27 protein-coding genes are annotated in these 23691 nt (G+C 68.5%); 21 read left to right on the top strand and 6 right to left on the bottom strand.

Features of this window, described 5'->3' with window-relative positions; translation table 11 throughout:
* Nucleotides 1-768 (top strand): enoyl-CoA hydratase/isomerase family protein, encoded by a 768-nt coding sequence (locus A7U43_RS18290; RefSeq protein ID WP_067998152.1) that lies wholly within the window; start codon nt 1-3, stop codon nt 766-768.
* Here A7U43_RS18290 and A7U43_RS18285 read toward each other — a convergent pair whose 3' ends face one another.
* Nucleotides 769-1242 (bottom strand): DUF1990 domain-containing protein, encoded by a 474-nt coding sequence (locus A7U43_RS18285; RefSeq protein WP_082902199.1) that lies wholly within the window; start codon nt 1240-1242, stop codon nt 769-771. It lies immediately after the preceding gene.
* Nucleotides 1243-1279: 37 nt separating this feature from the next.
* Here A7U43_RS18285 and A7U43_RS18280 point away from each other — a divergent pair, with 37 nt between their 5' ends.
* The 11 genes from A7U43_RS18280 to pdxT all read left to right on the top strand — a co-directional run bounded on the left by A7U43_RS18280 (nt 1280) and on the right by pdxT (nt 11269).
* Complete coding sequence (locus A7U43_RS18280; protein ID WP_067998150.1) at nt 1280-1900, top strand: PaaI family thioesterase; 621 nt, start codon at nt 1280-1282, stop codon at nt 1898-1900.
* A complete protein-coding gene (locus A7U43_RS18275) occupies nt 1897-2316 on the top strand; it encodes a TIGR02611 family protein (protein WP_067998145.1) in 420 nt (139 codons plus the stop codon). The genes A7U43_RS18280 and A7U43_RS18275 overlap by 4 nt, the downstream gene beginning before the upstream one ends.
* 83 nt (nt 2317-2399) lie before the next feature.
* On the top strand, nt 2400-4448 hold the full coding sequence (gene thrS, locus A7U43_RS18270) for a threonine--tRNA ligase (RefSeq protein ID WP_067998143.1): 2049 nt from the start codon (nt 2400-2402) through the stop codon (nt 4446-4448).
* The gene (locus A7U43_RS18265; protein WP_067998141.1) at nt 4445-5068 is read left to right on the top strand and encodes an ATP adenylyltransferase; all 624 of its coding nucleotides are present in this window, start codon (nt 4445-4447) and stop codon (nt 5066-5068) included. Before thrS ends, A7U43_RS18265 begins: the two co-directional genes overlap by 4 nt.
* Nucleotides 5065-5730 (top strand): phosphatidylinositol phosphate synthase, encoded by a 666-nt coding sequence (pgsA, locus tag A7U43_RS18260; RefSeq protein ID WP_067998139.1) that lies wholly within the window; start codon nt 5065-5067, stop codon nt 5728-5730. The genes A7U43_RS18265 and pgsA overlap by 4 nt, the downstream gene beginning before the upstream one ends.
* Before the next feature lie 92 nt (nt 5731-5822).
* Nucleotides 5823-6677, top strand: a complete 855-nt coding sequence (locus A7U43_RS18255; protein ID WP_231963698.1) for a phosphatidylinositol mannoside acyltransferase — start codon at nt 5823-5825, stop codon at nt 6675-6677.
* Nucleotides 6678-6686: 9 nt separating this feature from the next.
* Nucleotides 6687-7820, top strand: coding sequence for a glycosyltransferase family 4 protein (locus tag A7U43_RS18250; RefSeq protein WP_067998134.1), 1134 nt, complete (start codon nt 6687-6689; stop codon nt 7818-7820).
* Nucleotides 7817-8851, top strand: a complete 1035-nt coding sequence (locus tag A7U43_RS18245) for an NUDIX hydrolase (RefSeq protein ID WP_067998132.1) — start codon at nt 7817-7819, stop codon at nt 8849-8851. Before A7U43_RS18250 ends, A7U43_RS18245 begins: the two co-directional genes overlap by 4 nt.
* A 67-nt stretch (nt 8852-8918) precedes the next feature.
* On the top strand, nt 8919-9824 hold the full coding sequence (gene pdxS, locus A7U43_RS18240) for a pyridoxal 5'-phosphate synthase lyase subunit PdxS (RefSeq protein WP_068003089.1): 906 nt from the start codon (nt 8919-8921) through the stop codon (nt 9822-9824).
* Nucleotides 9825-9833: 9 nt separating this feature from the next.
* Nucleotides 9834-10682 (top strand): acyl-CoA thioesterase II, encoded by an 849-nt coding sequence (tesB, locus tag A7U43_RS18235; RefSeq protein WP_067998130.1) that lies wholly within the window; start codon nt 9834-9836, stop codon nt 10680-10682.
* Nucleotides 10679-11269, top strand: a complete 591-nt coding sequence (pdxT, locus tag A7U43_RS18230) for a pyridoxal 5'-phosphate synthase glutaminase subunit PdxT (protein ID WP_067998128.1) — start codon at nt 10679-10681, stop codon at nt 11267-11269. Before tesB ends, pdxT begins: the two co-directional genes overlap by 4 nt.
* On the opposite strand, the gene A7U43_RS18225 is transcribed toward pdxT, so the two are convergent.
* The gene (locus tag A7U43_RS18225) at nt 11266-11838 is read right to left on the bottom strand and encodes a TetR/AcrR family transcriptional regulator (RefSeq protein ID WP_068003085.1); all 573 of its coding nucleotides are present in this window, start codon (nt 11836-11838) and stop codon (nt 11266-11268) included. The genes pdxT and A7U43_RS18225 overlap by 4 nt on opposite strands.
* Nucleotides 11839-11887: 49 nt before the next feature.
* Between A7U43_RS18225 and A7U43_RS18220 the strand changes: the two genes are divergently transcribed.
* Nucleotides 11888-12787 carry an SDR family NAD(P)-dependent oxidoreductase gene (locus tag A7U43_RS18220; protein WP_068003083.1) on the top strand — a complete coding sequence of 300 codons (900 nt, stop codon included), beginning with the start codon at nt 11888-11890 and terminating at the stop codon, nt 12785-12787.
* A 2-nt stretch (nt 12788-12789) separates the two neighbouring features.
* On the opposite strand, the gene A7U43_RS18215 is transcribed toward A7U43_RS18220, so the two are convergent.
* Both A7U43_RS18215 and A7U43_RS18210 read right to left on the bottom strand, forming a co-directional pair.
* Complete coding sequence (locus A7U43_RS18215) at nt 12790-14001, bottom strand: acyl-CoA dehydrogenase family protein (RefSeq protein WP_067998126.1); 1212 nt, start codon at nt 13999-14001, stop codon at nt 12790-12792.
* Nucleotides 14002-14087: 86 nt separating this feature from the next.
* Nucleotides 14088-15794 carry a CocE/NonD family hydrolase gene (locus A7U43_RS18210; RefSeq protein WP_067998124.1) on the bottom strand — a complete coding sequence of 569 codons (1707 nt, stop codon included), beginning with the start codon at nt 15792-15794 and terminating at the stop codon, nt 14088-14090.
* Nucleotides 15795-15857: 63 nt separating this feature from the next.
* Between A7U43_RS18210 and A7U43_RS18205 the strand changes: the two genes are divergently transcribed.
* The 8 genes from A7U43_RS18205 to A7U43_RS18170 all read left to right on the top strand — a co-directional run bounded on the left by A7U43_RS18205 (nt 15858) and on the right by A7U43_RS18170 (nt 21028).
* The gene (locus A7U43_RS18205; protein ID WP_067998122.1) at nt 15858-16454 is read left to right on the top strand and encodes a TetR/AcrR family transcriptional regulator; all 597 of its coding nucleotides are present in this window, start codon (nt 15858-15860) and stop codon (nt 16452-16454) included.
* A gap of 61 nt (nt 16455-16515) precedes the next feature.
* Complete coding sequence (locus tag A7U43_RS18200) at nt 16516-17271, top strand: YebC/PmpR family DNA-binding transcriptional regulator (RefSeq protein WP_067998120.1); 756 nt, start codon at nt 16516-16518, stop codon at nt 17269-17271.
* Between the two features lie 54 nt (nt 17272-17325).
* Nucleotides 17326-17634 (top strand): hypothetical protein, encoded by a 309-nt coding sequence (locus tag A7U43_RS18195; protein ID WP_068003080.1) that lies wholly within the window; start codon nt 17326-17328, stop codon nt 17632-17634.
* A gap of 89 nt (nt 17635-17723) precedes the next feature.
* Nucleotides 17724-18281, top strand: coding sequence for a crossover junction endodeoxyribonuclease RuvC (gene ruvC / locus A7U43_RS18190; RefSeq protein WP_067998118.1), 558 nt, complete (start codon nt 17724-17726; stop codon nt 18279-18281).
* On the top strand, nt 18278-18868 hold the full coding sequence (gene ruvA, locus A7U43_RS18185) for a Holliday junction branch migration protein RuvA (RefSeq protein ID WP_067998115.1): 591 nt from the start codon (nt 18278-18280) through the stop codon (nt 18866-18868). The genes ruvC and ruvA overlap by 4 nt, the downstream gene beginning before the upstream one ends.
* Nucleotides 18865-19929 (top strand): Holliday junction branch migration DNA helicase RuvB, encoded by a 1065-nt coding sequence (gene ruvB / locus A7U43_RS18180; RefSeq protein ID WP_067998114.1) that lies wholly within the window; start codon nt 18865-18867, stop codon nt 19927-19929. The genes ruvA and ruvB overlap by 4 nt, the downstream gene beginning before the upstream one ends.
* Before the next feature lie 6 nt (nt 19930-19935).
* A complete protein-coding gene (locus A7U43_RS18175) occupies nt 19936-20325 on the top strand; it encodes a DUF1304 domain-containing protein (RefSeq protein ID WP_067998113.1) in 390 nt (129 codons plus the stop codon).
* Between the two features lie 40 nt (nt 20326-20365).
* Entirely contained in the window at nt 20366-21028 is a 663-nt protein-coding gene (locus tag A7U43_RS18170) for a hypothetical protein (RefSeq protein ID WP_068003077.1), read from the top strand.
* A gap of 2 nt (nt 21029-21030) precedes the next feature.
* On the opposite strand, the gene A7U43_RS18165 is transcribed toward A7U43_RS18170, so the two are convergent.
* Together A7U43_RS18165 and gabT are read right to left on the bottom strand one after the other, a co-directional pair.
* Nucleotides 21031-22101 (bottom strand): GGDEF domain-containing protein, encoded by a 1071-nt coding sequence (locus A7U43_RS18165; RefSeq protein ID WP_067998112.1) that lies wholly within the window; start codon nt 22099-22101, stop codon nt 21031-21033.
* Between the two features lie 102 nt (nt 22102-22203).
* The gene (gene gabT / locus A7U43_RS18160) at nt 22204-23547 is read right to left on the bottom strand and encodes a 4-aminobutyrate--2-oxoglutarate transaminase (protein ID WP_067998111.1); all 1344 of its coding nucleotides are present in this window, start codon (nt 23545-23547) and stop codon (nt 22204-22206) included.
* Nucleotides 23548-23691: the final 144 nt, after the last annotated feature.

Genomic DNA, 23691 nt, shown 5'->3' with positions numbered 1-23691 from the left:
ATGTACGACATGCCCACAGAGATCCAGGTCGAGGCCGACGGCCCGTTGCGCATCATCACGCTGAACCGGCCCGAGGAACTCAACGCCGTCAACGACGACCTGCATGTCGGGCTGGCGCGGATCTGGAATCGGCTCAGCCTGGACCCCGCCGCGCGGGTAGCGGTGATCACCGGTGCAGGAAAGGCGTTTTCGGCGGGCGGCGACTTCAACTACATCAAGGAACTCAGCGAGGACGTCGACCTGCGCACCAAGACCATCATCGACGGCCGCGAGATCGTGATGGGCATGGTGCGTTGCCGGATCCCGGTGATCGCCGCCGTCAACGGCCCCGCGGTGGGGCTGGGCTGCAGCGTGGTGGCGCTGTCGGACGTGGTGTACATGGGGGAGAAGGCGTTTCTCGCCGACCCGCACGTGCAGCTCGGGCTGGTGGCCGCCGACGGTGGGCCGCTGGTCTGGCCGATGCAGATGAGCATTCTGCAGGCCAAGGAATACGCGCTCACCGGGGCGCGCATCCCGGCACAGAAGGCGGTGGAGCTCGGACTGGCCAATCACGTGGTGGCCGATCCGCTCGCCGAGGCGGTGGCCGCCGCCAAGAAAATCCTCGAGCTGCCCCAGAAGGCGGTCGAATCGACCAAACGCATCCTCAACATGCAGCTGGAACGCCAGGTGCAGATCACCCTGGACTACGCCACCACCGCCGAGGAACTGACCTTCGGTACTCCCGAACTCAAGGCGAACGTGGCGCGGTTGCTGCAGAGCAGCAGGTAGTCAAACCGCCTTCAGATAGCGGCGGGTGATGATCCGCTGCGCCAGCCGGGTGAGCGGTCCGCCCAACTTGCTCCACCACGTGGCGTGCCGCGCGAACGCCGTCACCTCGGCGTACACCGCGCCGTCGGCGGGGTCGTAGCGCACGGCGAACAGTTCCTCGCCGGTTTCCGGATGTCCGGGCAGCGTGCCGTAGGCGAACCCCCGCCGATCGTCTTCCTCCAGCACGTACACCACCCGGCACGGTGCGCGCAGCGGCCACAAGCCCACGCTCACCTCCGCGCCGACGGTGGCGACGTCACCGTCGGCGTGGACCAGCACCCCGGCGCCGCGCTGCATCCCCCAGTGCAGGACAGCGTCGCCGGCCTCCTCGAACCGCGCCCGCCCGTGCCCGATGACCGCGCCGGCGTGCACGTGCTGATAACCGCGGGGCAGTGGCCCCCGGGTGGCGCCCACTTCGGGATAGGTCAGATCCACACCAGCCACTATCGCACCCGTGCAATAACGTGACGGTGTGACGACCGGTGCAGCGCATACAGGGGGCGGATTCAATCCGCCCGAGCCCACCGACCGCGGCGGGCCCGACTACGGACGATTCATCGAGGCGGTGCGCACCCTGCAGGACCACGCCCGGGCCGCCGACGCACCCGATGAGGTCATCACCGAGGCCGCCGCGCTGATCGAGAAGGTGTCCGCGCTGCTGGCGCCCTACGAAGCCGACGAATGGCATTCGCCGTCGGGGCGGCGGATGGACCTGCCCAACCGCGGCAACATCATGTCGGTCCCGGTGGACCTGCACGTCACCGAGGACGGGCGGATCGGCGGCACTGCGCAGTTCCGCCGCTATCACCTGGGCCGCAACGGCGCCGTGCACGGCGGAGTGCTCGGGCTGCTGTTCGACTCGCTGCTCGGCTTCACCGCCGCCAAGCTGACCAAGAGCGCGTACCAGCGCACCGCGCACCTGGGCATCGACTACCGCAAGATCGTGCCGATCGGCAAGCAACTGCAGGTGGACGCCGGAATCGATCGCATCGACGGACGCAAGATCTTCGTCAGCGGGCGGGTGCTCGACGATGGCGTGGTGCTGACCGAGGGTGACGCACTGTTCGTCCGGCTCAAGCCGGGGCAGCCATGATGTCGGGCGACCGCAAGCGCGCGTGGGCCCGCTGGCGGGACAAGATCCGCGACCGTCCCGTCGCGGACCTGACCTACCGGATCGTCGTCGGTGTCATCGGCACGCTGGTGCTGGTGGTCGGGATCATCGCCATCCCGTACCCGGGGCCGGGCTGGGCCATCGTCTTCCTGGGCCTGGGCATCCTGGCCACCGAGTTCCGGGCCGCGCAGGTCGTGTTGGCGCACGCGCGGGCCCGCTACGACGCGGCGATGGCCTGGTTCGCCCGCCAGCACATCGCGGTCAAGGCGCTCAGCGCGCTGTTCACCGCCGCCTTCGTGGTCATCACCCTGTGGCTGTTCGGGGCGGTCGGTCTGGTCGCCGGCTGGGCGGGCATCGATTGGGCCTGGCTGAAGAGCCCGATCGGCATCGGGTCCTAGCTTTCGCGCGGCGGTACCCCCGATAGCATGGTCGCGATCACGGAAGCTCGTCCGCACCGTCTCGTCGTTTAGGAGATCCACCGATGACCGCCGCCGCCAGTTCCGCCCCCGCAGCCCTGCTCCGGGTCGCTGCCGGGACCACCGCAGGGGCGGCGGTGCGCGAGGCGGGACTGCCCGAGCGCGGCGCACCCGATGCCATCGTCGTGGTGCGCGACGCCGAGGGCCGGCTGCGCGACCTGAACTGGGTCCCCGACATCGACGTGGACGTCGAGGCCGTCGCCGCCGACACCGAGGACGGCCGCAGCGTCATCCGGCATTCCTGCGCGCATGTGCTCGCCCAGGCGGTGCAGGACCTGTTCCCACAGGCAAAGCTCGGTATCGGCCCGCCGATCACCGACGGGTTCTACTACGACTTCGACGTCGCCGAGCCGTTCACGCCCGAAGACCTGGCCAAGCTCGAAAAGCGGATGGCCAAGATCGTCAAGGACGGCCAGCTGTTCTCCCGGCGTGTCTATGAGTCCAAAGAGCAAGCCCGCGAGGAACTTTCCGGCGAGCCGTTCAAGCTGGAACTGGTCGACGACAAGTCCGGGGACCCCGATGTCATGGAGGTCGGCGGGGACGAGCTGACCGCCTACGACAACCTCAATCCGCGCACCAAGGAGCGCATCTGGGGCGACCTGTGCCGCGGCCCGCACATTCCGACCACCCGGTTCATCCCGGCGTTCAAGCTGACCCGCAGCAGTGCCGCATACTGGCGCGGCAACCAGAACAACGCCAGCCTGCAACGGGTGTACGGCACCGCGTGGGAGTCGCAGGAGGCCCTGGACCGCCACCTCGAATTGATCGAGGAGGCCCAGCGCCGCGATCACCGCAAGCTCGGGGTCGAACTGGACCTGTTCAGCTTCCCCGACGAGCTGGGGTCCGGTCTGCCGGTGTTCCACCCCAAGGGCGGGATCGTGCGCAAGGAGCTGGAGGACTACTCCCGGCGCAAGCACGAACAGGCCGGCTACCAGTTCGTCAACACCCCGCACATCACCAAGGAGAACCTCTACATCACCTCGGGCCACCTGGAGTGGTACGCGGACGGCATGTTCCCGCCCATGCACATCGACGCCGAATTCGACGAGCACGGCGAGGTGCGCAAACCCGGCCAGGACTACTACCTGAAGCCGATGAACTGCCCCATGCACCACCTGATCTACCGGTCCCGCGGACGGTCTTACCGCGAACTTCCGTTGCGGCTCTTCGAATTCGGTTCGGTGTACCGCTACGAGAAGTCCGGGGTGGTACACGGTCTGACCCGGGTGCGCGGGATGACCCAGGACGACGCGCACATCTACACCACCCGCGAGCAGATGCGCGAGGAACTCACCTCGCTGCTGGGTTTCGTGCTCGACCTGCTGTCGGACTACGGGCTCGACGACTTCTACCTGGAGCTCTCCACCCGGGATCCGGAGAAGTCGGTGGGCTCCGACGATATGTGGGAGGAGGCCACCACCACGCTGCGTGAGGTGGCCGAGGCCTCCGGACTGGCGCTGGTGCCGGATCCGGGCGGGGCGGCCTTCTACGGGCCGAAGATCTCGGTGCAGGTGAAGGATGCGCTGGGCCGCAACTGGCAGATGTCGACGATCCAGCTCGACTTCAACATGCCCGATCGGTTCGAACTGGAGTACACCGCCGCCGACGGGTCGCGTCAGCGTCCCGTGTTGATCCACCGCGCGCTGTTCGGTTCCATCGAGCGTTTCTTCGGGGTGCTCACCGAGCACTATGCCGGCGCGTTCCCGGCCTGGCTGGCGCCGGTCCAGGTGGTCGGGGTCCCGGTGGCCGATGCGCATGTGCCTTATCTGGAAGATGTTGCCGCACAATTGCGCTCGCGCGGCGTGCGGGTGGAGGTGGACTCCAGCGACGACCGGATGGCCAAGAAGATCGTCAATCACACCAACCAGCGGGTGCCCTTCATGCTGCTTGCCGGGGACAAGGACATCGAAGCGGGCGCGGTGTCCTTCCGGTTCGGGGATCGCACCCAGGTCAACGGTGTCGGCCGCGATGCGGCCGTGGACGCGATCGTGGACTGGATCGCCCGGCGTGAGAACGCCACCCCCAACGCCGAGCTGTTCGGGGTGGATCCGTGAGCGACAGCGGCGGCGAGGGCATCGTCGACATCGGGGTGGGTGAACCGGACCACCTGCAACGGTTGTGGACGCCGCACCGGATGAGCTACATCGCCGAGTCGCCGATGAAGAAGGGTGCGGGTTCGGCGCAGTCCAAGGAGCCGTTCACCGACATCCCGGCGATGTCGGATGAGGACGGCCTGATGGTGGCGCGCGGCGAGCGCGTCTACGCGGTGCTCAACCTCTACCCCTACAACCCCGGCCACCTGATGGTGGTGCCCTATCGGCGGGTGTCCGAGCTCGAAGACCTCACCGTGGACGAGTCCGCCGAGTTGATGTCCTTCACCCAGAAGGCGATTCGGGTGATCAAGGGCGTCTCCCGGCCGCACGGTTTCAACGTCGGTCTCAACCTGGGCACCTCGGCCGGTGGTTCGCTGGCCGAGCACCTGCACATGCACGTGGTCCCGCGCTGGGGCGGGGACGCCAACTTCATCACCATCATCGGCGGGTCCAAGGTCATCCCGCAGCTGCTCGGTGAGACCCGGCGGCTGCTGGCCACCGAATGGCACCGGCTGGACGCTGCCGCGACGGGGAATTCCGAGCCCGGGGCGAGCGGAGCGACGGGGAACTCCGACCAGTGAGCAACTTCTACCTGATGACGCGGGCGGCGTACACCAAGCTGTCCCGTCCGATCGCCAGGGCGGCGCTGCGCACCGGTCTGACCCCGGACAGCATCACCATCCTCGGGACGGCGGGTTCGGTGGTCGCCGCGCTCACCCTGTTCCCGATCGGCCAGCTGTGGTGGGGCGCGGTGGCCGTCTGGTTCTTCGTGCTGGCTGACATGCTCGACGGTGCGATGGCCCGCGAACGCGGTGGCGGCACCCGGTTCGGCGCGGTGCTCGACGCCACCTGTGACCGCATCGGTGACGGCGCGATCTTCTGCGGGCTGGCCTGGTGGGCCGCGTTCGGCCTGCACAACGCCGCACTGGTGGTCGCGATCCTGATCTGCCTGGTGACCTCGCAGGTCATCTCGTATATCAAGGCGCGCGCGGAGGCCAGTGGACTGCGCGGCGACGGCGGCCTCATCGAACGGCCCGAACGCCTGGTGATCGCGCTGACCGGGGCCGGACTGTCCGGGTTGTTCGGGTGGGCGCCCCTGCTGGACATCGCCATGTGGCTGCTGGCCGTGGCCAGCCTGGTCACCCTCGCGCAGCGGCTGCACGCCGTGCGCACCTCGCCGGGCGCGATGGACCGGATGCCGTCGGCACCCGTGGCGCCCGCGCCCGACGGGGACGCCGAGTGAGCACGCCGACCTCGGGGCTGCCCAGATTCGGTGGCCTGCGGGTGCCGCTGGGCGGGCACCTCTCCGATCTCGGATATGCGACGGGCTGGCGGATGGTGCGGGCCATGCCGGAGTTCGCCGCCCGCAACATGTTCGACGCCGGCGCGCTGTACGCGGCGCGCGGCGGGGGACCCGAGCAGCTGCGCAAGAACCTGGGCCGGGTGCTCGGCGTGCCCGCCGGACAGGTGCCGGGCAGCCTGGTCCGCGCGTCGCTGGCCTCTTATGCGCGGTACTGGCGCGAGGCGTTCCGGCTGCCCTCGATGGACCACACCGCGGTCGCCGCCAGCGTGCAGGAGCGAGTCGAGGGCGACCACCACGTCGGGGAGGCCCTGGCGGCCGGTCACGGCGCGGTCCTCGCGCTGCCGCACAGCGGCAACTGGGATATCGCCGGGGTGTGGCTGACGCACACCTACGGGCAGTTCGCCACCGTCGCCGAACGGCTCAAGCCGGAGTCGCTGTACAACCGATTCGTCGCCTACCGCGAGAGCCTCGGATTCGAGGTACTGCCGCTGACCGGGGGAGCCCGGCCACCCTCGGAGATCCTCGTCGAACGCCTCGACGACAACGGCCTGGTCTGTTTGATGTCCGACCGAGATCTGACCCGCTCGGGCGTTCCGGTCGACTTCTTCGGTGAGCAGACCCGATTGCCGTCCGGGCCGGCGAAGCTGGCGCTGCAGACCGGGGCCGCGCTGCTGCCCGCGCACACCTGGTTCGACGGCGACGGCTGGGGCCTGCGTATCCATGCCCCGCTGGACACCTCCTGCGGCGATATCGGGCGTATCACCCAGACATTGGCCGACCACTTCGCCGCCGGTATCGCCGAATTCCCCGCGGATTGGCACATGCTGCAACCGCAGTGGGTGGCCGACCTCTCTGACGAGCGCCGCGCCCGGCTCGGCGGAAACTAGGAACGGCCGATGCGCATCGGGATGGTGTGCCCGTACTCGTTCGATGTGCACGGCGGGGTGCAGGCCCACGTGCTGCAGCTGGCCGAGGTCTTTCTGGCAAGCGGGCATTTCGTCAGTGTGCTGGCTCCCGCATCGGACGACGCCCGCACCCGGCTGCCCGATTTCGTGGTGTCCGGCGGCCGGGCCGTCCCCATTCCGTACAACGGATCGGTCGCACGCCTGCGGTTCGGCCCGGCCACCCACCGCAAGGTCAAGAAGTGGCTCGTCGAGGGCGATTTCGATGTGCTGCATCTGCATGAGCCGAACGCGCCGAGCGTCTCCATGCTGGCGTTGATGATCGCCGAGGGGCCGATCGTCGCCACGTTTCACACCTCGACCACGAAATCGTTGACGCTGAGCGTGTTCCAGGGCATGCTGCGCCCGCTCAACGAGAAGATCGTCGGCCGCATCGCGGTGTCGGACCTGGCGCGGCGCTGGCAGATGGAGGCCCTGGGCTCCGACGCGGTCGAGATCCCCAACGGGGTGCCGGTCGCGGAGTTCGCTTCGGCGCCGATGTTGGACGGCTATCCGCGGCCCGGGCGTTCGGTGCTGTTCCTCGGCCGGTTCGACGAGCCGCGCAAGGGGATGTCGGTGTTGCTGGGCGCGTTGCCGCGGCTGGTCGCCGAATTCCCCGACGTCGAGGTGCTGGTGGTGGGCCGCGGCGACGAGCAGGAACTGGCCAACGAGGCCGGCGACTGTGCGGCGAACCTGCGGTTCCTCGGCGCGGTCGACGATGCCACCAAGGCCTCGGCGCTACGCAGCGTCGATCTCTACTGCGCACCCAACACCGGCGGGGAGAGCTTCGGCATCGTGCTGGTGGAGGCGATGGCCGCCGGCACCGCGGTGGTGGCCAGCGACCTCGACGCCTTCCGGCGGGTGCTCGACAACGGTGCAGCCGGTCGGCTCGTGCCCGTCGACGACCCGGATGCGTTGGCCACCAGTCTGATCGAGTTGCTCGGCGATGACCAGGCCCGCAAGCGCTACGTGGCCGCGGGGGCGCGGGCCGTGCAGCGCTACGACTGGTCGGTGGTGGCCGGCGAGATCATGCGGGTGTACGAGACGGTCAGCGGTGTCGGCGCCAAGGTGGCGGTGGCCGGTTCATGACGGTTCTCTTGATCGTGCTCGCGGTGCTGCTCGGGGTGGTGCTGCTGCTGCTCGGCAGCTGGGCCTACCTCACCGCCAACCGGCTGGACCGCCTGCACGTGCGCTATGACCTGTCCTGGCAGGCGTTGGATGGACTGTTGGCCCGTCGCGCGGTGGTCGCGCGTGCCGTCGCCGTGGACGCCTACGGCCGGGCGCCGGAGGGCAAGCGGTTGGCCGCCCTCGCCGATGCCGCCGAACGCGCGCCCCGGGCCATGCGTGAGGCCGCGGAGAACGAACTGTCGGCCGCGCTGGGAAGCGTCGATCCGCTGTCGCTGCCGGTGGCGCTGGTCGCCGAGCTCGCCGATGCGGAGGCCCGGGTGCTGCTGGCCCGCCGGTTCCACAACGACGCCGTGCGCGACACCCTGGCGCTGCGGGAACGCCCGCTGGTGCGGCTGCTGCACCTGGGCGGCACCGCGGCGCTGCCCACCTATTTCGAGATCGCGGAACGGGCCGGACCGGCGGCGCGGGATCCCGGGCAGTTCACCCGTCGCGTCTCGGCGCGGGTCATCCTGCTCGACGAGGCCGGCAAGGTGCTGCTGTTCTGCGGTTCGGACCCGGCCCGTGGTGGTGCCGACGCACCGCGCTGGTGGTTCACCGTCGGCGGGGCGGTCGAGCCGGGCGAGGATCTCGTCGAGACCGCGGTCCGCGAACTGGCCGAGGAGACGGGTTTGGCGCTGTCGCCGGCCGAGTTGGTGGGTCCGGTGTGGCGGCGGGAGGCCGTCATCGACTTCAACGGCTCGGTGATGCACAGCGAGGAGCTGTTCTTCGTGCACCGCACGGCGCACTTCGAACCTGCTACCACGGGGCACACCGACCTGGAGCGGCGCTACCTGCACGGTCATCTCTGGTGCGATGAGACAATGATCGACGAGCTGGTCGCCAAGGGGCAAACCGTGTATCCGCTGCAGCTCGGCGAACTGCTGGCGCGGGCCGGCGAGCTTGCCGACGTGCGGGGCGCCGGGCCTGGTACGCAGCCCCAGCTGATTCGCTGAGACTGCGGATCCAATTGATTTGGCACCACCCCTAGACTGAATCAGTAGCGAAGTGAAGGAGACACTGATGGAAACCGCACCTGGTTCCGGTAGTCAGACCGGTACCGCGCGGGTCAAGCGCGGGATGGCCGAAATGCTCAAGGGCGGCGTCATCATGGACGTCGTCACCCCCGAGCAGGCGCGCATCGCCGAGGCCGCGGGTGCGGTGGCGGTGATGGCGCTGGAGCGCGTACCCGCCGACATCCGTGCCCAGGGCGGTGTCTCGCGGATGAGCGATCCGGACATGATCGAAGGCATCATCGCCGCGGTCACCATCCCGGTGATGGCCAAGGTGCGCATCGGGCATTTCGTGGAGGCGCAGATCCTGCAGAGCCTCGGGGTCGACTACATCGACGAATCCGAGGTGCTCACCCCGGCCGACTACACCAACCACATCGACAAGTGGAAGTTCACCGTGCCCTTCGTGTGCGGGGCCACCAACCTCGGCGAGGCGCTGCGCCGGATCACCGAAGGTGCGGCGATGATCCGCTCCAAGGGTGAGGCCGGCACCGGCGACGTCTCCAACGCGACCACGCACATGCGGTCCATCGGCGGCGAGATCCGCCGGCTGGGTTCGCTGTCCGAGGACGAATTGTTCGTGGCGGCCAAGGAGCTGCAGGCCCCCTATGAGCTGGTGGCCGAGGTGGCTCGGGCCGGCAAGCTGCCGGTGACCATGTTCACCGCCGGCGGTATCGCCACCCCCGCCGATGCGGCGATGATGATGCAGCTCGGCGCCGAGGGCGTGTTCGTCGGCTCGGGCATCTTCAAGTCCGGTGACCCGGCGGCCCGGGCCGCGGCGATCGTGAAGGCCACCACCTTCTACGACGATCCCGACGTGTTGGCCAAGGTGTCGCGCGGGCTCGGCGAGGCCATGGTCGGCATCAACGTGGAGGACATTGCGCAGCCCCACCGGCTCGCCGAACGAGGCTGGTAGTCGCCGCAGATGTCCATCGAAGAAATCCTCGACCTCGAGCAACTCGAAGTCGACATCTATCGCGGCGGCGTGTTCAGCCCGGAGTCCGGGTTCCTGCAACGCACCTTCGGCGGTCACGTCGCCGGTCAATCACTGGTGTCGGCGGTGCGCACGGTGGACCCGAAGTTCCAGGTCCACTCGCTGCACGGTTATTTCCTGCGGCCCGGGGACGCCCGCTCGCCGTCGGTGTACCTGGTGGAACGCATCCGCGACGGCGGGTCGTTTGCCACCCGCCGGGTCAGCGCCGTGCAGCACGGCCAGACGATCTTCAGCATGTCGGCCTCGTTCCAGACCGACCAGAGCGGTATCGAACACCAGGACGCCATGCCGTCGGCTCCCGGACCCGACGACATCCCCGGCTTCATGACCAACTCGAGGGTGTTCGACGATGCCAGCTTCCGGCAGTTCGACGAGTGGGACGTGCGCATCGTTCCCCGCGACCAGGTGAACAAGTTGCCGGGCAAGGCTTCTCAGCAACAGGTGTGGTTCCGCCACCGTGATCCGCTGCCCGATGATCCGGTGCTGCACATCTGCGCGCTGGCCTACCTGAGCGACCTGACCCTGCTGGGTTCGGCGCAGGTGAATCATCCCGAGGAGCGCAAGCACCTGATGATCGCGTCGTTGGATCACGCGATGTGGTTCATGCGGCCATTCCGCGCCGACGAATGGCTGCTCTATGACCAGTCCTCACCGTCGGCGTGCGGCGGCCGGGCGCTGACCCAGGGCAAGTTGTTCAACCAGTACGGCGAAATGGTCGCCGCCGTGATGCAGGAGGGTCTGACCCGCTATCAGCGCGGCTTCACCCCGCCCGCCCGGTGAGTGTGCGGGTAGGGGTGCTCGCCCTGCAGGGGGACACCCGCGAACATCTGGCGGCGCTGACCGAGGCCGGCGCCGAGGCCGTCACGGTACGCCGGCTGACCGAGCTGCAATCCGTCGACGCACTTGTCATCCCCGGCGGCGAATCGACCGCGATGAGCCATCTGCTGGGTGAGTTCGAACTGCTGGAGCCGCTGCGCGGACTGTTGCGTGACGGGTTGCCGGCCTATGGGTCCTGCGCGGGGATGATCCTGCTGGCCAGCGAGATCTTGGACGCCGGGGTACCCGGACGCGCGGCGCTACCGCTCGGCGGCATCGATATGACGGTGCGGCGCAACGCTTTCGGGCGTCAGGTTGACTCTTTCGAAGAGGATCTGACGTTCACCGGCCTCGACACTCCGGTGCACGCGGTGTTCATCCGGGCCCCCTGGGTGGAACGGGTCGGACCGGCGGTGCAGGTGTTGGCCACCGCGGGCGGTCATCCCGTCGCGGTCAGGCAGGGCCAGGTGCTGGCCACCTCGTTTCACCCCGAGATGACCGGCGACCGGCGGGTGCACGCGCTGTTCGTGGATATGGTGACCGGCCGTTAATCCGGGGCGATCGCGGCGATCAGGCTGTCGCTGAGCTCCTCGGCGGTGGTGTGCCATTTGTCGTTGCTGAGCAGACCACTGGATTCCAGGCCCGCGGCACCGTGCGCACCGGTCAGCAGCAGGGCGGAGCAGCGCTGCGCGGACTGTGCGCCGACGATCATGGCGACGATGGCGGTGAATTCGTCGCACATGCGTTGTGCGGCACGGGCTACCGCGGTCGGGTCTCCCGCCGGTGCGCTGAACATCAGTTGATACAGGTGCGGCTGCTGCCTGCTGATCTCGATGACGCTCAGTAGCGCCGCGCGCAGTTTGTCGGCGGGCAGAAGTTGCGTGTCGGCCACTAGGGCGGACATGCGATCACCGATGCGCTCCCAGCCCTCGGCGGCAACCGCCGTCAGCAGGGCGTCCTTGTTGGCGAAGTGGCGGTAGGGCGCGCCTCGGCTCAGGCCGGTCCGCGCGCCGACCTCGCGCAGCGTCACGGCGTCGGGACCTCCGCTGTCGAGTAGCTCCGCGGCATCGTCGAGCAGGGCGCGGCGCGTCGCGGCGGCCGATTCAACGCGGGTCACCATGGGCGCCATCTTAGTTGACAGTGTCATCTGGAAGCGTAGTCTCATCGAGATGACATTGTCATCTGAAATCTCAGAGTTGGTGGTCGTCACGGGTGCGTCCGCGGGAATCGGCGCCGCCACCGCACGCGCGCTGGCCGAGCGTGGGTTCCATGTGCTCGCCGGTGTCCGGCGCGACCGGGACGCCTTGGCGATCCGTGGGCCCGGTGTGGAGCCACTGATACTCGACATCACCGAACCGGACCACATCCGGGCGCTGGCCGAACGGGTGGCCGCCGACCCGCGGCGCCGCCGGTTGCGGGCGGTGGTGAACAACGCCGCCGTCCAGGCCAATGTGCCGATAGAGGTGTTCCCGATCGACGAGTGGCGCCGGATGTTCGAGGTCAACCTGTTCGGTCAGGTCGCCGTCATCCAGGCGTTGCTGCCTGCATTGATACCGGCCAAGGGTCGAGTGGTCAATATCAGCTCGGTGGGCGGCAGGGTCGCGATGGCCAGCTATGGACCTTATGCCGCAACGAAATTCGCGCTCGAAGCCGTCAGTGATGCGCTGCGGCGCGAGCAGGCTGCGTGTGGTGTCGGGGTGGTGGTGATCGAACCGGGCGCCGTACGCACGGAGATGCTCGAGCGGGCGATCGCCGCGGCCGGTGAGCTGGTGTCGACCATGACGTCCGAGCAGAGTGTCCGCTACGGCGCCCTGGTGCACGCGGTGAACAACCAGGCCGCATCGTCCACCGAATCGGGTGTGCCTGCCGACGCCGCAGCCAAGGTCATCGTCAAGGCGGTGACGGCACGCAGACCCCGTACGCGTTACCCGGTCGGGCGCGAAGCCGCCTTGATCCGCTGGTTGCCGTTGCTGCCCGACCGTACACTCGACCGCGTTCTCGCCACCGCGCTGCGGTCGCACTATCCTGCGGGGGACAGGGATACGTCAAATTTGCTCTGTTACAAGTAATTTCAGCGGATCGGCAGGCCGGTGATCGCGCGGCTCATCACCAGGCGCTGGATCTCGCTGGTGCCTTCGAAGATCGTGAAGATCTTCGCGTCGCGGTGCATCCGCTCGACGGGGTAGTCGCGGGTGTAACCGTTGCCGCCGAGGATCTGGATGGCCTCGTCGGTGACATAGACCGCGGTCTCGCTGGCCACCAGTTTGGCCATCGACCCCTCGGCGTTCTCGAACTGCTTGCCGTTGCGGGCCATCCAGCCGGCCCGGTACACCAGCAGCCGGGCCGCGTCGATGCGCGCTTTCATATCGGCGAGCTTGAACGCGACACCTTGGAAATCGCCGATCTTGCGGCCGAACTGCTCCCGCTCGCAGGCGTAATCGAGGGCGTACTCGTAGGCGGCGCGGGCCACCCCGACGGCCATCGCGCCGACGGTGGGGCGGGTCCGCTCGAAGGTCGCCATCGCGGCCTGGCCGGCGGCCTTCTTGCCTTCGCGCACCTTGGCGATCTTCGCGTCGAACTTCTCCTTGCCGCCGACGATCAGGTGGCCGGGGATGCGGACATCGTCGAGCACGACCTCGGCGGTGTGCGACGCGCGGATCCCGTGCTTGAGGAACTTCTGGCCCTGGCTCAGGCCCTTGGTGCCCGGCGGGATGATGAAGGAGGCCTGGCCGCGGGTGCCGAGCTCGGGGTGCACGGATGCCACGACGACGTGGACGTTGGCGATGCCGCCGTTGGTGGCCCAGGTCTTGGTGCCGTTGAGCACCCATTCGTCGGTGGCCTCGTCGTAGCGGGCCCGGGTCAGGATCGAGCCCACATCGGAACCGGCGTTGGGCTCGGAGGCGCAGAATGCGGCGACCTCGGGCTTGTCGACGGTACCGAACATCTGCGGCAGGAACTCGCCGATCTGCTCGGGGGTGCCGGATCCGGCGACGGAGGCGGCCGCCAGTCCGGTGCCCAGGATGGACAGCGCGATACCGGCATCGCCCCAGAACAGTTCCTCGAAGACGACGATCATGCCGAGTCCGGTGGGTTCCGCGGACTGTTCGGCGAACATCTCCAGGGAGTAGAGACCGATCTTGGCCGCCTCGGCGATGATCGGCCAGGGGGTCTCCTCGCGCTCGTCCCACTCGGCTGCGGCGGGACGGACGACGTCGGCAGCGAACTCGTGCACCCACTTCTGCACGTCCAGCAGGTCCGAGGGCAACTCCAGGGAGAAGGTCATGGCGGTTACCTTACTTTGGAGTAAGTTCCTCCGGCAGTGAGTGTGGCTGAGTTAACACGGGGGAGCGACACTGGTGCGCTGACCGACTACCCGGCGAGCACCGGCAGCAGCAGGCGCGAGGACGAACGCACCGTGTTGCGGCTGCTGGTCCCCACCGATGCGTGCCGAAAGTTCATGATCGCCGGTGTCTGCGGATTCTGGTCGTCGCCGGCGATCACCAGCCGGATGCGATTTCCGGCAGCGAATCGCCGCGCGTTGGGCACCAGCGGGATTCGGTATTCGACATCCACACCGATGGGCACCGCAACCGGTGTTCGGCAGGGGAGTACGGGAGCGCCGGGTGCACTGGCCACTTCGTCGACCGTCCGCAGCCCGGCCCGCAGCCAGCCCGCGGTCACATCGGTGACCTGTCCGTCGGGGGCCACGTCCTGGAGGGTGAGGATCCACGCCGTGTCGGCCGCGGTGGCCGAGGCGATCATCCGCAGCTCGATCTCGCCGACCATGTCCAGGTCGTCCGGCAGCGGGTTCGATGTCCACGTCAGACTCGCCGGCGGGTCGATCGCGCCGGCCTTGACCCGGCCGGTACCAGCGCCCAATGTCATGAATTCACGTGCGCCACTGTCGCCCTCATCGGTGTCGAGCACGCCGTCGGCGCGCAGCGCGAACGCGTGATGCGCAGCCGCCGGCGGCCAGGACGGGGCGGCGTGCCAGCCGGGCGCGCCGGGCAGGGCGTAACGAACGGGATCACCGTCGAGGATTCCGGTGTCGCGGCCCTTGAGCCAATGGTCGTACCAGGCCAGGGCCTCTTCGTGCAGGCTCTCCCATGGCCAGGTCAGCCCGAACCTGTCCAGCATCCCCATCCGCACGTTGGGGTTGTCCGCCAGCGCCTTCCATGCGATGAACGTCGATGGCAGGTGCAGCGGCACGTTCTCCCAGTCACATCCGAGATAGACCGGGATCTCGATGTTCTTCAGCAGCGGTGTGAGATCGCGTTCGTCCCACCACTCGTCACGCACGGGATGGTTGACGAACACGTCGAGCCACAGCTGGTCCCACGGGTGCGGATCGTGGGGCAGCTTGAGTAGCTGGTGCATCATCGTCACCGCCGCCTCACCGTTCATGGTGCCGAACTTGCGGTGCAGTGGACCCGTATTGAGCACCTTGCGGGCGAGCTTCATCGGCACACTGCGCCAGAACTCGTCGCTGCGTGACGCGGTCAGTCCCATCATGGAGAGGAAAGGCGTGATGAACGCCGAGCTGACCAGCCCGTGATGTGACGAGGCCTCGAACAGGTCCGCGGTGACCGCCAGCGGGAAGATCGCCTTCAGGTGCGGGGGCCGCTCGACGGCCGCCTCCAGTTGGGTCATCGCGAAATAGCTGATGCCGATCATCCCGACATTGCCGTCACGCCATGGCTGCGCGGCCGTCCATTCGACCAGATCGTGCATATCGCGGCGCTCGTCGCCATCGAAGAAGCCGAATTCGCCTCCGGAGCCGCCGGTTCCGCGGACGTTGGCAATGACGTGGACGTAGCCGCGTGACACCCAGAACTCGGTGTTGCCGGCCTCGATGAACCCCATCGGTGCGCCGAGATCCTGGATCTGGCGAGGGTAGGGCGATGCCGCGACGAGCGCCGGGAAGCGGCCACGGGCATCGGGCCGGTGCACGTCGGCGACCAGCGAGATCCCGTCGCGCATCGGCACCGCCATATTGACGTCGTGTCGGACGGTGTGCTCCGGCGAGCTGAGGTTGCGAAAGGCGCGGCCGGTGGTCTGGGGGCCGTTCAAGGTCATGAGTCTCACGCTACGTTGAAACTAGTCTCAACGCAACGTGAAACTTCTGCTAGGGTTCCGGACATGCCGAAGAAGCCGCCCCCCGGGCCGCGGGATGAGCGCGGGGTGTTGTCGGCGCGCATCCTGGCCGCCGCCCGGGAAGAGTTCGCCCAGCACGGCTGGGCGGGCACCACCCTGCGTGCGATCGCCCGGGGCGCCGATGTGGACCCGGCGCTCATCTATCACTACTTCGGATCCAAGGAGGGATTGCTCGACGCCGCCACCACGCCCCCGGCCCGCTGGCTGGACTCCGTCGCCGCCACCTGGACCACGCCCCCGGAGCACCTGGGCGTGGCGCTGTTGCGGCTGATGCTGGGCGCCTGGGCCGATGCGGAGATCGGGCCGGTGCTGCGGGCCATCCTGCTGACCGCCGCCCACGAGGAATCGACGCGGGAGAAACTGCGACGGGTGGTGGAGGGGAGCCTGATGGGCGCCTCGCGAGTGGGCGCCGACGAACAGGACCGGCGGGTCCGTAGCGGTCTGATCTCCTCGCAGATCATGGGGCTGGCCATGATGCGGTACGTCTGGCGGGTCGAACCGGTGGCCTCGATGAGCGAGGACGATCTGGTCGCCGCCATGGCGCCCAATCTGCAGCGCTATGTTGACGCGGACTTGTTCTGACCGATCACCGGTGCCCGTAGACTGTGCAGTCGACGTTTCACCAGAAAGAGGGCGTACCTGCATGAGCGGCCATTCCAAGTGGGCCACCACCAAGCACAAGAAGGCCGTCGTCGACGCCAAGCGCGGCAAGATGTTCGCCAAGTTGATCAAGAACATCGAGGTAGCGGCGCGCACCGGCGGTGGCGATCCGGCGGGCAACCCGACGCTCTATGACGCCATCCAGAAGGCCAAGAAGTCCTCGGTGCCCAACGACAACATCGAGCGGGCCCGCAAGCGTGGTGGCGGTGAAGAGGCCGGCGGTGCCGACTGGCAGAACATCACCTACGAGGGCTACGGACCCAATGGTGTTGCGGTGCTCATCGAATGCCTCACCGACAACCGCAACCGCGCCGCCGGCGAGGTGCGCGTCGCGATGACCCGCAACGGCGGCAACATGGCCGACCCGGGGTCGGTCTCCTACCTGTTCTCCCGCAAGGGTGTGGTCACGCTCGACAAGAACGGCCTCACCGAGGACGACGTGCTCGGCGCCGTGCTGGAGGCCGGCGCGGAGGAGATCAACGACCTCGGCGAGGGCTTCGAGATCATCTGCGAGCCCACCGATCTGGTGGCGGTGCGCACCGCGCTGCAGGACGCCGGTATCGACTACGACTCGGCCGAATCCGGCTTCCAGCCCTCGGTGAGTGTGCAGGTGGACCTCGACGGAGCCCGCAAGGTGCTCAAGCTCATCGATGCGCTGGAGGACAGCGACGATGTGCAGGACGTCTACACCAATATCGACATTCCGGACGACGTCGCGGCACAGCTCGACGAGGACTGACCCGGCCGCTGTCACCACTCGCCTGAAGCCATGCCGCACGGCAAGATATCGCGGGTGGCAGTCGTGACGGACCCCAACGGGCGGCAGTGGTCGGTGCATCGCCGGTGGTGGCCGTTCGGCGATATCGTCGATCTGGCCTTCGACGGACTGTTCGGCCTCGTGCTCGCGACGCCATTCCTGCTGCTGTGGCCGTTCTGGCTGCTCGGTAAGGCGGTCGGGGTGCGGTGGCGGATCGTCGTCGAGCGCGACGGCGCCGAGATCGAGTCGCACCTGGTGCGCGGCTGGCGGCGCTCGGGCGCGCGCCTCGACGAGCTGACCCTGCAGATCGCGGGCGGCTGGCGGTCCGGCCACTTCACGCTATGAGCTTGCCGAAATGAGCGTGTCCCTCGCCCGCGGCGTCCCACCCGGCCGCTAGGCTATCGAACACGTGTTCTGATGGTGAAGGGGTTGGCGTGCGGGTAATGGGAGTCGATCCCGGGTTGACGCGCTGCGGGCTGTCGGTGATCGAGACCGGCCGCGGACGCCATGTCGTCGCCCTTGACGTCGACGTGGTGCGCACACCGGCCGGCGAGGCGTTGCACCGGCGGCTACTCGCCATCAGTGACACCGTCGAATACTGGATGGACACCCACCGCCCGGACGTCATCGCCATCGAGCGGGTGTTCGCCAACCAGAACGCGAACACCGCGATGGGGACCGCGCAGGCCGGCGGGGTGATCGCCCTGGCCGCGGCCCGCCGCGATATCGACGTGCACTTTCACACCCCCAGTGAGGTCAAGGCCGCAGTGACCGGCAACGGCCGCGCGGACAAGGCGCAGGTCACCACCATGGTGACCAAAATCCTTGGGCTGCAACAGAAACCCACCCCGGCGGATGCCGCGGACGCGCTCGCGCTGGCCATCTGTCATTGCTGGCGGGCGCCGATGATCGCCCGGATGGCCGAGGCGGAGGCCAAGGCCGCGGCGGCCAAACGCACCTACGAGTCCAAGCTGAAGGCGGCTCGCGCATGATTGCCTCGGTACGCGGCGAGATCATCGACATCGCGCTGGATCACGCGGTCGTGGAGGCCGCCGGTGTCGGCTACAAGGTGATGGCCACCCCGTCCACGCTGTCCACGTTGCGGCGCGGCGAGCAGGCCAGGCTCATCACCGCGATGATCGTGCGCGAGGACTCGATGACGCTGTACGGCTTCGCCGACGGTGAATCGCGCGATCTGTTCACCACCCTGCTGGGGGTGTCCGGTGTCGGCCCGAAGATCGCGCTGGCCACCCTTGCGGTCTACGACGCGACCTCGCTGCGCCAGGCGCTCGCCGACGGCGACGTCACCGCGCTGACCAGGGTTCCGGGCATCGGTAAGCGCGGGGCCGAGCGGCTGGTGCTGGAACTGCGCGACAAGATCGGTGCGGTCCCCGGCGCCGGCGGTTCGGCGGCGGCGGGCGGGCACGCGGTGCGGATGCCGGTGGTGGAAGCCCTTGTCGGCCTTGGCTTTGCGGTCAAGCAGGCCGAGGAGGCCACCGACAAGGTACTCGCCGGAGACCCCGCGGCAACCACCTCGACCGCGCTGCGCGCGGCACTGTCGATGCTGGGTAAGAAATGAGCAGATTCGACGAGGATCTCCAGGACGACGAGCACGGGGACCGGGATGTGTCACCGGCGCTCACCGTCGGCGAAGGCGATATCGATGCCAGCCTGCGACCGCGCACGCTCGGTGAGTTCATCGGGCAGCACCGGGTGCGCGAACAGTTGCAGTTGGTCCTCGAAGGCGCCAAGAACCGTGGCGGCACACCGGATCACATCCTGCTCTCCGGTCCGCCCGGCCTGGGCAAGACCTCGCTGGCGATGATCATCGCCGCCGAACTGGGCTCGGCGCTGCGGGTCACCTCGGGCCCGGCGCTGGAGCGTGCCGGCGACCTTGCGGCGATGCTGTCCAACCTGGTCGAAGGCGATGTGCTGTTCATCGACGAGATCCACCGCATCGCGCGACCCGCCGAGGAAATGCTCTACCTGGCGATGGAGGATTTCCGGGTCGACGTCGTGGTCGGCAAGGGCCCGGGGGCCACCTCGATTCCGCTCGACGTGGCGCCGTTCACGCTGGTGGGTGCGACCACCCGATCGGGAGCCCTGACCGGCCCGCTGCGGGACCGCTTCGGTTTCACCGCGCACATGGATTTCTACGAGCCCGCCGATCTGGAGCGGGTGCTGCACCGCTCGGCGGGCATCCTCGGGATCGAACTGGAGGCCGCCGCCGGGTCCGAGGTGGCCCGGCGCTCCCGCGGTACCCCGCGCATCGCCAACCGGCTGCTGCGCCGGGTGCGTGACTACGCGGAGGTACGTGCCGACGGCGTCATCACCCGCGATATCGCCAAGGCGGCGCTGGAGGTCTACGACGTCGACGAGCTCGGCCTGGACCGCCTGGACCGCGCGGTGCTCTCGGCGCTGACCCGCAGCTTCGGTGGCGGGCCGGTCGGGGTGTCCACACTTGCCGTCGCGGTGGGGGAGGAAGCCACCACCGTCGAGGAGGTCTGCGAGCCCTTCCTGGTGCGCGCCGGGATGATCGCGCGCACCCCCCGCGGTCGGGTCGCGACCCCGCTGGCGTGGACGCATCTGGGTCTGCAACCGCCGGTCGCGGGTTTCGGGCAGACCGGTCTGTTTGAATAGTTCCCCATGCTCACCGCCGCTCTCGTCGTCGCCGGCCTCGCCGCCCTGCTGCACGTGTACATCTTCGTGATGGAGTCGCTGACCTGGACGTCGCCGCGCACCCGGGCGACCTTCGGGCTGTCCGCAGAGGAAGCGGAGGCCACCAAGGAACTGGCGTTCAATCAGGGCTTCTACAACCTGTTTCTGGCCGTGGTAACCGGTATCGGCGTGGGCGCGGCGCTCGCCGGCCACGGCGCCGTCGGGGCAGCGCTGGTGCTGGCCGGGGTGGGCTCGATGCTGGCCGCGGCGCTGGTGCTGCTGGTGTCTTCGCCGGACAAGGCCCGCGCGGCCGTCACCCAGGGCGTGCTGCCGTTGATCGCCGTCCTGCTGATGGGAATCCAGCTGGTTACCGCTTGACCGCGGTGGGTAACCCCTCGGCATGACCGAGGAGGCCACCATGTCCGATACCCGCACACGCTCCGTCCGGGGCGGCAGGCTGGCGATATCCCGCAGTCGCGGAGCGCTCAGCGGTTTTCTGTTGATCCTGCTCGGGCTGTGGGGCGCGTTCATCCCCTTCGTCGGGCCCTACATCGACTTCGCCTATACCCCCGACGCGCCGTGGACCTGGACGCTGGGCCGGGGCTGGCTGGAGGTGCTGCCCGGTGCCGTGACCGTGCTCGGCGGATTGTTGCTGCTGGTCTCGCGCAACCGTGCCACCGCCATCCTGGGCGGCTGGCTGGCCGTGGCCGCCGGGGCATGGTTCGTGGTCGGGCGGGCATTGGCCGCGCCGCTGGCGCTCGGCAACATCGGCAGCCCGGTGGCGGTCACCGACGCCAAGCGGGTGGTGCTGGAGTTGGCCTACTTCTCCGGGCTGGGCGCCGTGGTGATCTTCCTGGCCGCCGTCGCGGTCGGACGGCTGTCGGTCCGCAGCATCCGGGACGTGGAGATCCGCGATGTCCGTACCGTCGAGCCGGTCGACACGACGACCGCAGCGCAGCCGGCGGCGATGCCCGATCAGCGCACCGAGGTCATCGGCCCGACCGCCCAGGCCCGGGGTCGTCTCAACTGGCGCAACATGTTCCGAAGCGGTGACCGCGACAACGAACTCGCGCACCGCTAGCGTCAGCGCTGCAGCACATCCGAGGCGTGACAGACGCGATTGCCGCCGGCACGTTTGGCGGCATACATCGCCCGGTCGGCGGTGCCCAGCAGATCGTCCAGCGCCTCCTGGGAAGACGGCAGTCGCGCGATGGCGGCGGTGCCCACACTGGCGGTGACACCGTCAGGCAGCCCGCCGATCTCGGCGCACACCCGGTCGGCGAGGTGGCGGATATGACGCTCGCTGGTGGTGGCGGCGATACAGAATTCCTCACCGCCCAGGCGGGCCACCACCGCATCGCCGCCGGCGGCCTTGCGCAGCACCGTCGCGACCGCTTTCAACACCTCATCGCCGGCCGCATGCCCCAGACTGTCATTGACCTGTTTGAAGCAGTCCAGATCGACCATCACCAGTCCCAGCATGCCGCGCCCGCGCACGATGCGACCGGCCCGGTGTGCCACGGCGCGGTAGAACCCGCGTCGGTTGTGCAGCCCGGTGAGGACATCGACATCGGAGTTCACCGCGTCGGCCCCCAACAACTGCACCAGCACCTGACCCATCATCGGCACGGTGAGAATGCTGGCCAGGATCAGCAGCAGCTCGCTGAGCGCCAGGGCGGTGTCGCCCATCATGGCGACCCGTACCCCGCAGATCACCGCGGTGGCGGTCCCGATCGCCAGCACCAGGGCCAGGAACGGGCTGTTCTGGGTGAAGGCCACCAGCCCGCCGATCGCCGAGAAGATGGCGCACGCCAGCAGGCCGTGTTGCGGGTCCAGGATGGTCAGGTTGGCGGCCGAGACGCACAGCGCGGACAGCAGGGCGAAGATGCGCGACACCCGCCGCGACGGCCAGCGGATCAGCCAGGCCACCGTCATGCTCCAGCGCAGCAAGGTCGCCGAGACCGCGATGACATACGTCGCCCAGCCGTCCGGTACCGCCGGGCTCCACAGCAGGAGCAGCGGCACGAACCCGACTGCCGTGACCGTGGTGGCCATGATCAGTTGCAGCGGCCAGCGGAGCTGCTGGGACTCCAGGTACACCGACAGCCACTCATAGTGGTCCGGTTGGCGCCACCATCGGCGAATCGTGTCCATCGCGCCAGTTCGTTCGAGAGCAAGGTCGGGTGTGTCCCGTCTCACTCTACGATGCGTCACCGACCGCGCACCGCGGAGCCGTGATAGCGGCGCCGCCAACCGTCAGGACAGGTGTCGCAGGGCGGCTTCCAACACGTCGAGGCCCTCGTGCAGCAGGTCGTCGCTGATCGCCAGCGGGGGCAGGAAGCGCAGCACGTTGCCGTAAGTGCCGCAGGACAGCACGATGACACCCTCCGCGTGCGCGGCCGCGCACAGCGCCTTCGTCAGCTCGGCGTCGGGTTCGGTGCCTCCGGACTTGACAAGTTCGACGGCGATCATCGCCCCGCGCCCGCGCACATCACCGATCCGGTCGTCATCGGCCTGCAGCCGGTGCAGCCGGTCCTTCATCAGGGTTTCGATCGCGGCGGCCCGCGCCACGAGCCCCTCGGCCTCGATGGTCTCGATGGTGGCCAGCGCGGCGGCGCAGGCGACCGGGTTGCCGCCGTAGGTGCCGCCCAGCCCGGACACGTGCGGGGCATCCATGATCTCGGCGCGCCCGGTGACCGCCGACAGCGGGAGACCGCCGGCGATGCCCTTGGCGGTGACGATCAGGTCGGGCTCGATCCCTTCGTGCTCACAGGCGAACATCGCCCCGGTGCGAGCGAACCCGGTCTGTACCTCGTCGGCGATGAACACCACGTCGTTGTCCCGGCACCAGGCCAGCAGGGTGGCCAGGAAACCGGGGGCGGGCACGATGAACCCGCCCTCACCCTGGATCGGTTCGATGATGACGGCGGCCAGGTTGTCCGCACCGACCTGCTTGTCGATCACGCTGATCGCGCGCCGGGCGGCCAGCTCGCCGTCGGTGGCCAGCTCCTTGCCGAATTCGGCGTCGCGGAACGGATACGACAGCGGCGCCCGATAGATCTCCGGCGCGAACGGGCCGAAGCCGTGCTTGTAGGGCATCGACTTCGCGGTCAGCGCCATGGTGAGGTTGGTGCGGCCGTGGTAGGCGTGGTCGAAGGCCACCACCGCCTGTTTGCGGGTGTACGAGCGGGCGATCTTGATGGCGTTCTCGACGGCCTCGGACCCGGTGTTGAACAGCGCCGAACGTTTGTCCCCGGTACCGGGGGTCAGCCGGTTGAGGTGTTCGCAGACGGCGACGTACTGCTCGTACGGGGTGACCATGAAACAGGTGTGAGTGAACTCGCCGGCCTGCGCGGCCACGGCGGCGGCGACCCGGGGCGCGGCATTGCCGATGGTGGTCACCGCGATACCCGAGCCGAGGTCGATGAGGCGGTTGCCGTCCACATCCTCGACGATGCCGCCGCCGGCGCGCGCCGCGTAGACCGGCATCGTGGTGCCGACGCCGCGGGACACCGCGGCGGCCTTGCGGTCGATCAGGGCCGAGGAGTTCGGTCCCGGGATGGCGGTGGCGAGGTGGCGAGTCTGTTCGACGGCAGTCACGGCTGACTCCTGATCGGATGCTGGTGAAAACGGCAGTTGATACGCGCACAAGCTACGGATCGCGCATATTCCTCCGAATTGTGCCACGAATTCAGTTGGCCCGGAACCCGTCGCTGGGTGACCGCGGGGAGCCGAGCAGCGGTA

This window comes from Mycobacterium adipatum (genome assembly GCF_001644575.1).
In the GTDB taxonomy this organism is placed as follows: domain Bacteria; phylum Actinomycetota; class Actinomycetes; order Mycobacteriales; family Mycobacteriaceae; genus Mycobacterium; species Mycobacterium adipatum.
This window is presented reverse-complemented; position numbering and strand designations above follow the sequence as displayed.

Excerpts from the sequence above, each read along its gene's own strand:
- A7U43_RS18210 (WP_067998124.1), bottom strand. The coding sequence starts at position 15,794 with ATGACCTTGAACGGCCCCCAGACCACCGGCCGCGCCTTTCGCAACCTC.
- A7U43_RS18255 (WP_231963698.1), top strand. The coding sequence starts at position 5,823 with ATGGTGCGGGCCATGCCGGAGTTCGCCGCCCGCAACATGTTCGACGCC.
- A7U43_RS18250 (WP_067998134.1), top strand. The coding sequence starts at position 6,687 with ATGCGCATCGGGATGGTGTGCCCGTACTCGTTCGATGTGCACGGCGGG.
- A7U43_RS18165 (WP_067998112.1), bottom strand. The coding sequence starts at position 22,101 with ATGGACACGATTCGCCGATGGTGGCGCCAACCGGACCACTATGAGTGG.
- A7U43_RS18200 (WP_067998120.1), top strand. The coding sequence starts at position 16,516 with ATGAGCGGCCATTCCAAGTGGGCCACCACCAAGCACAAGAAGGCCGTC.
- A7U43_RS18215 (WP_067998126.1), bottom strand. The coding sequence starts at position 14,001 with ATGACCTTCTCCCTGGAGTTGCCCTCGGACCTGCTGGACGTGCAGAAG.
- A7U43_RS18170 (WP_068003077.1), top strand. The coding sequence starts at position 20,366 with ATGTCCGATACCCGCACACGCTCCGTCCGGGGCGGCAGGCTGGCGATA.
- A7U43_RS18290 (WP_067998152.1), top strand. The coding sequence starts at position 1 with ATGTACGACATGCCCACAGAGATCCAGGTCGAGGCCGACGGCCCGTTG.
- A7U43_RS18245 (WP_067998132.1), top strand. The coding sequence starts at position 7,817 with ATGACGGTTCTCTTGATCGTGCTCGCGGTGCTGCTCGGGGTGGTGCTG.
- tesB (WP_067998130.1), top strand. The coding sequence starts at position 9,834 with ATGTCCATCGAAGAAATCCTCGACCTCGAGCAACTCGAAGTCGACATC.
- ruvA (WP_067998115.1), top strand. The coding sequence starts at position 18,278 with ATGATTGCCTCGGTACGCGGCGAGATCATCGACATCGCGCTGGATCAC.
- A7U43_RS18205 (WP_067998122.1), top strand. The coding sequence starts at position 15,858 with ATGCCGAAGAAGCCGCCCCCCGGGCCGCGGGATGAGCGCGGGGTGTTG.
- A7U43_RS18275 (WP_067998145.1), top strand. The coding sequence starts at position 1,897 with ATGATGTCGGGCGACCGCAAGCGCGCGTGGGCCCGCTGGCGGGACAAG.
- thrS (WP_067998143.1), top strand. The coding sequence starts at position 2,400 with ATGACCGCCGCCGCCAGTTCCGCCCCCGCAGCCCTGCTCCGGGTCGCT.
- ruvB (WP_067998114.1), top strand. The coding sequence starts at position 18,865 with ATGAGCAGATTCGACGAGGATCTCCAGGACGACGAGCACGGGGACCGG.
- A7U43_RS18225 (WP_068003085.1), bottom strand. The coding sequence starts at position 11,838 with ATGGTGACCCGCGTTGAATCGGCCGCCGCGACGCGCCGCGCCCTGCTC.
- pdxS (WP_068003089.1), top strand. The coding sequence starts at position 8,919 with ATGGAAACCGCACCTGGTTCCGGTAGTCAGACCGGTACCGCGCGGGTC.
- A7U43_RS18175 (WP_067998113.1), top strand. The coding sequence starts at position 19,936 with ATGCTCACCGCCGCTCTCGTCGTCGCCGGCCTCGCCGCCCTGCTGCAC.
- A7U43_RS18220 (WP_068003083.1), top strand. The coding sequence starts at position 11,888 with ATGACATTGTCATCTGAAATCTCAGAGTTGGTGGTCGTCACGGGTGCG.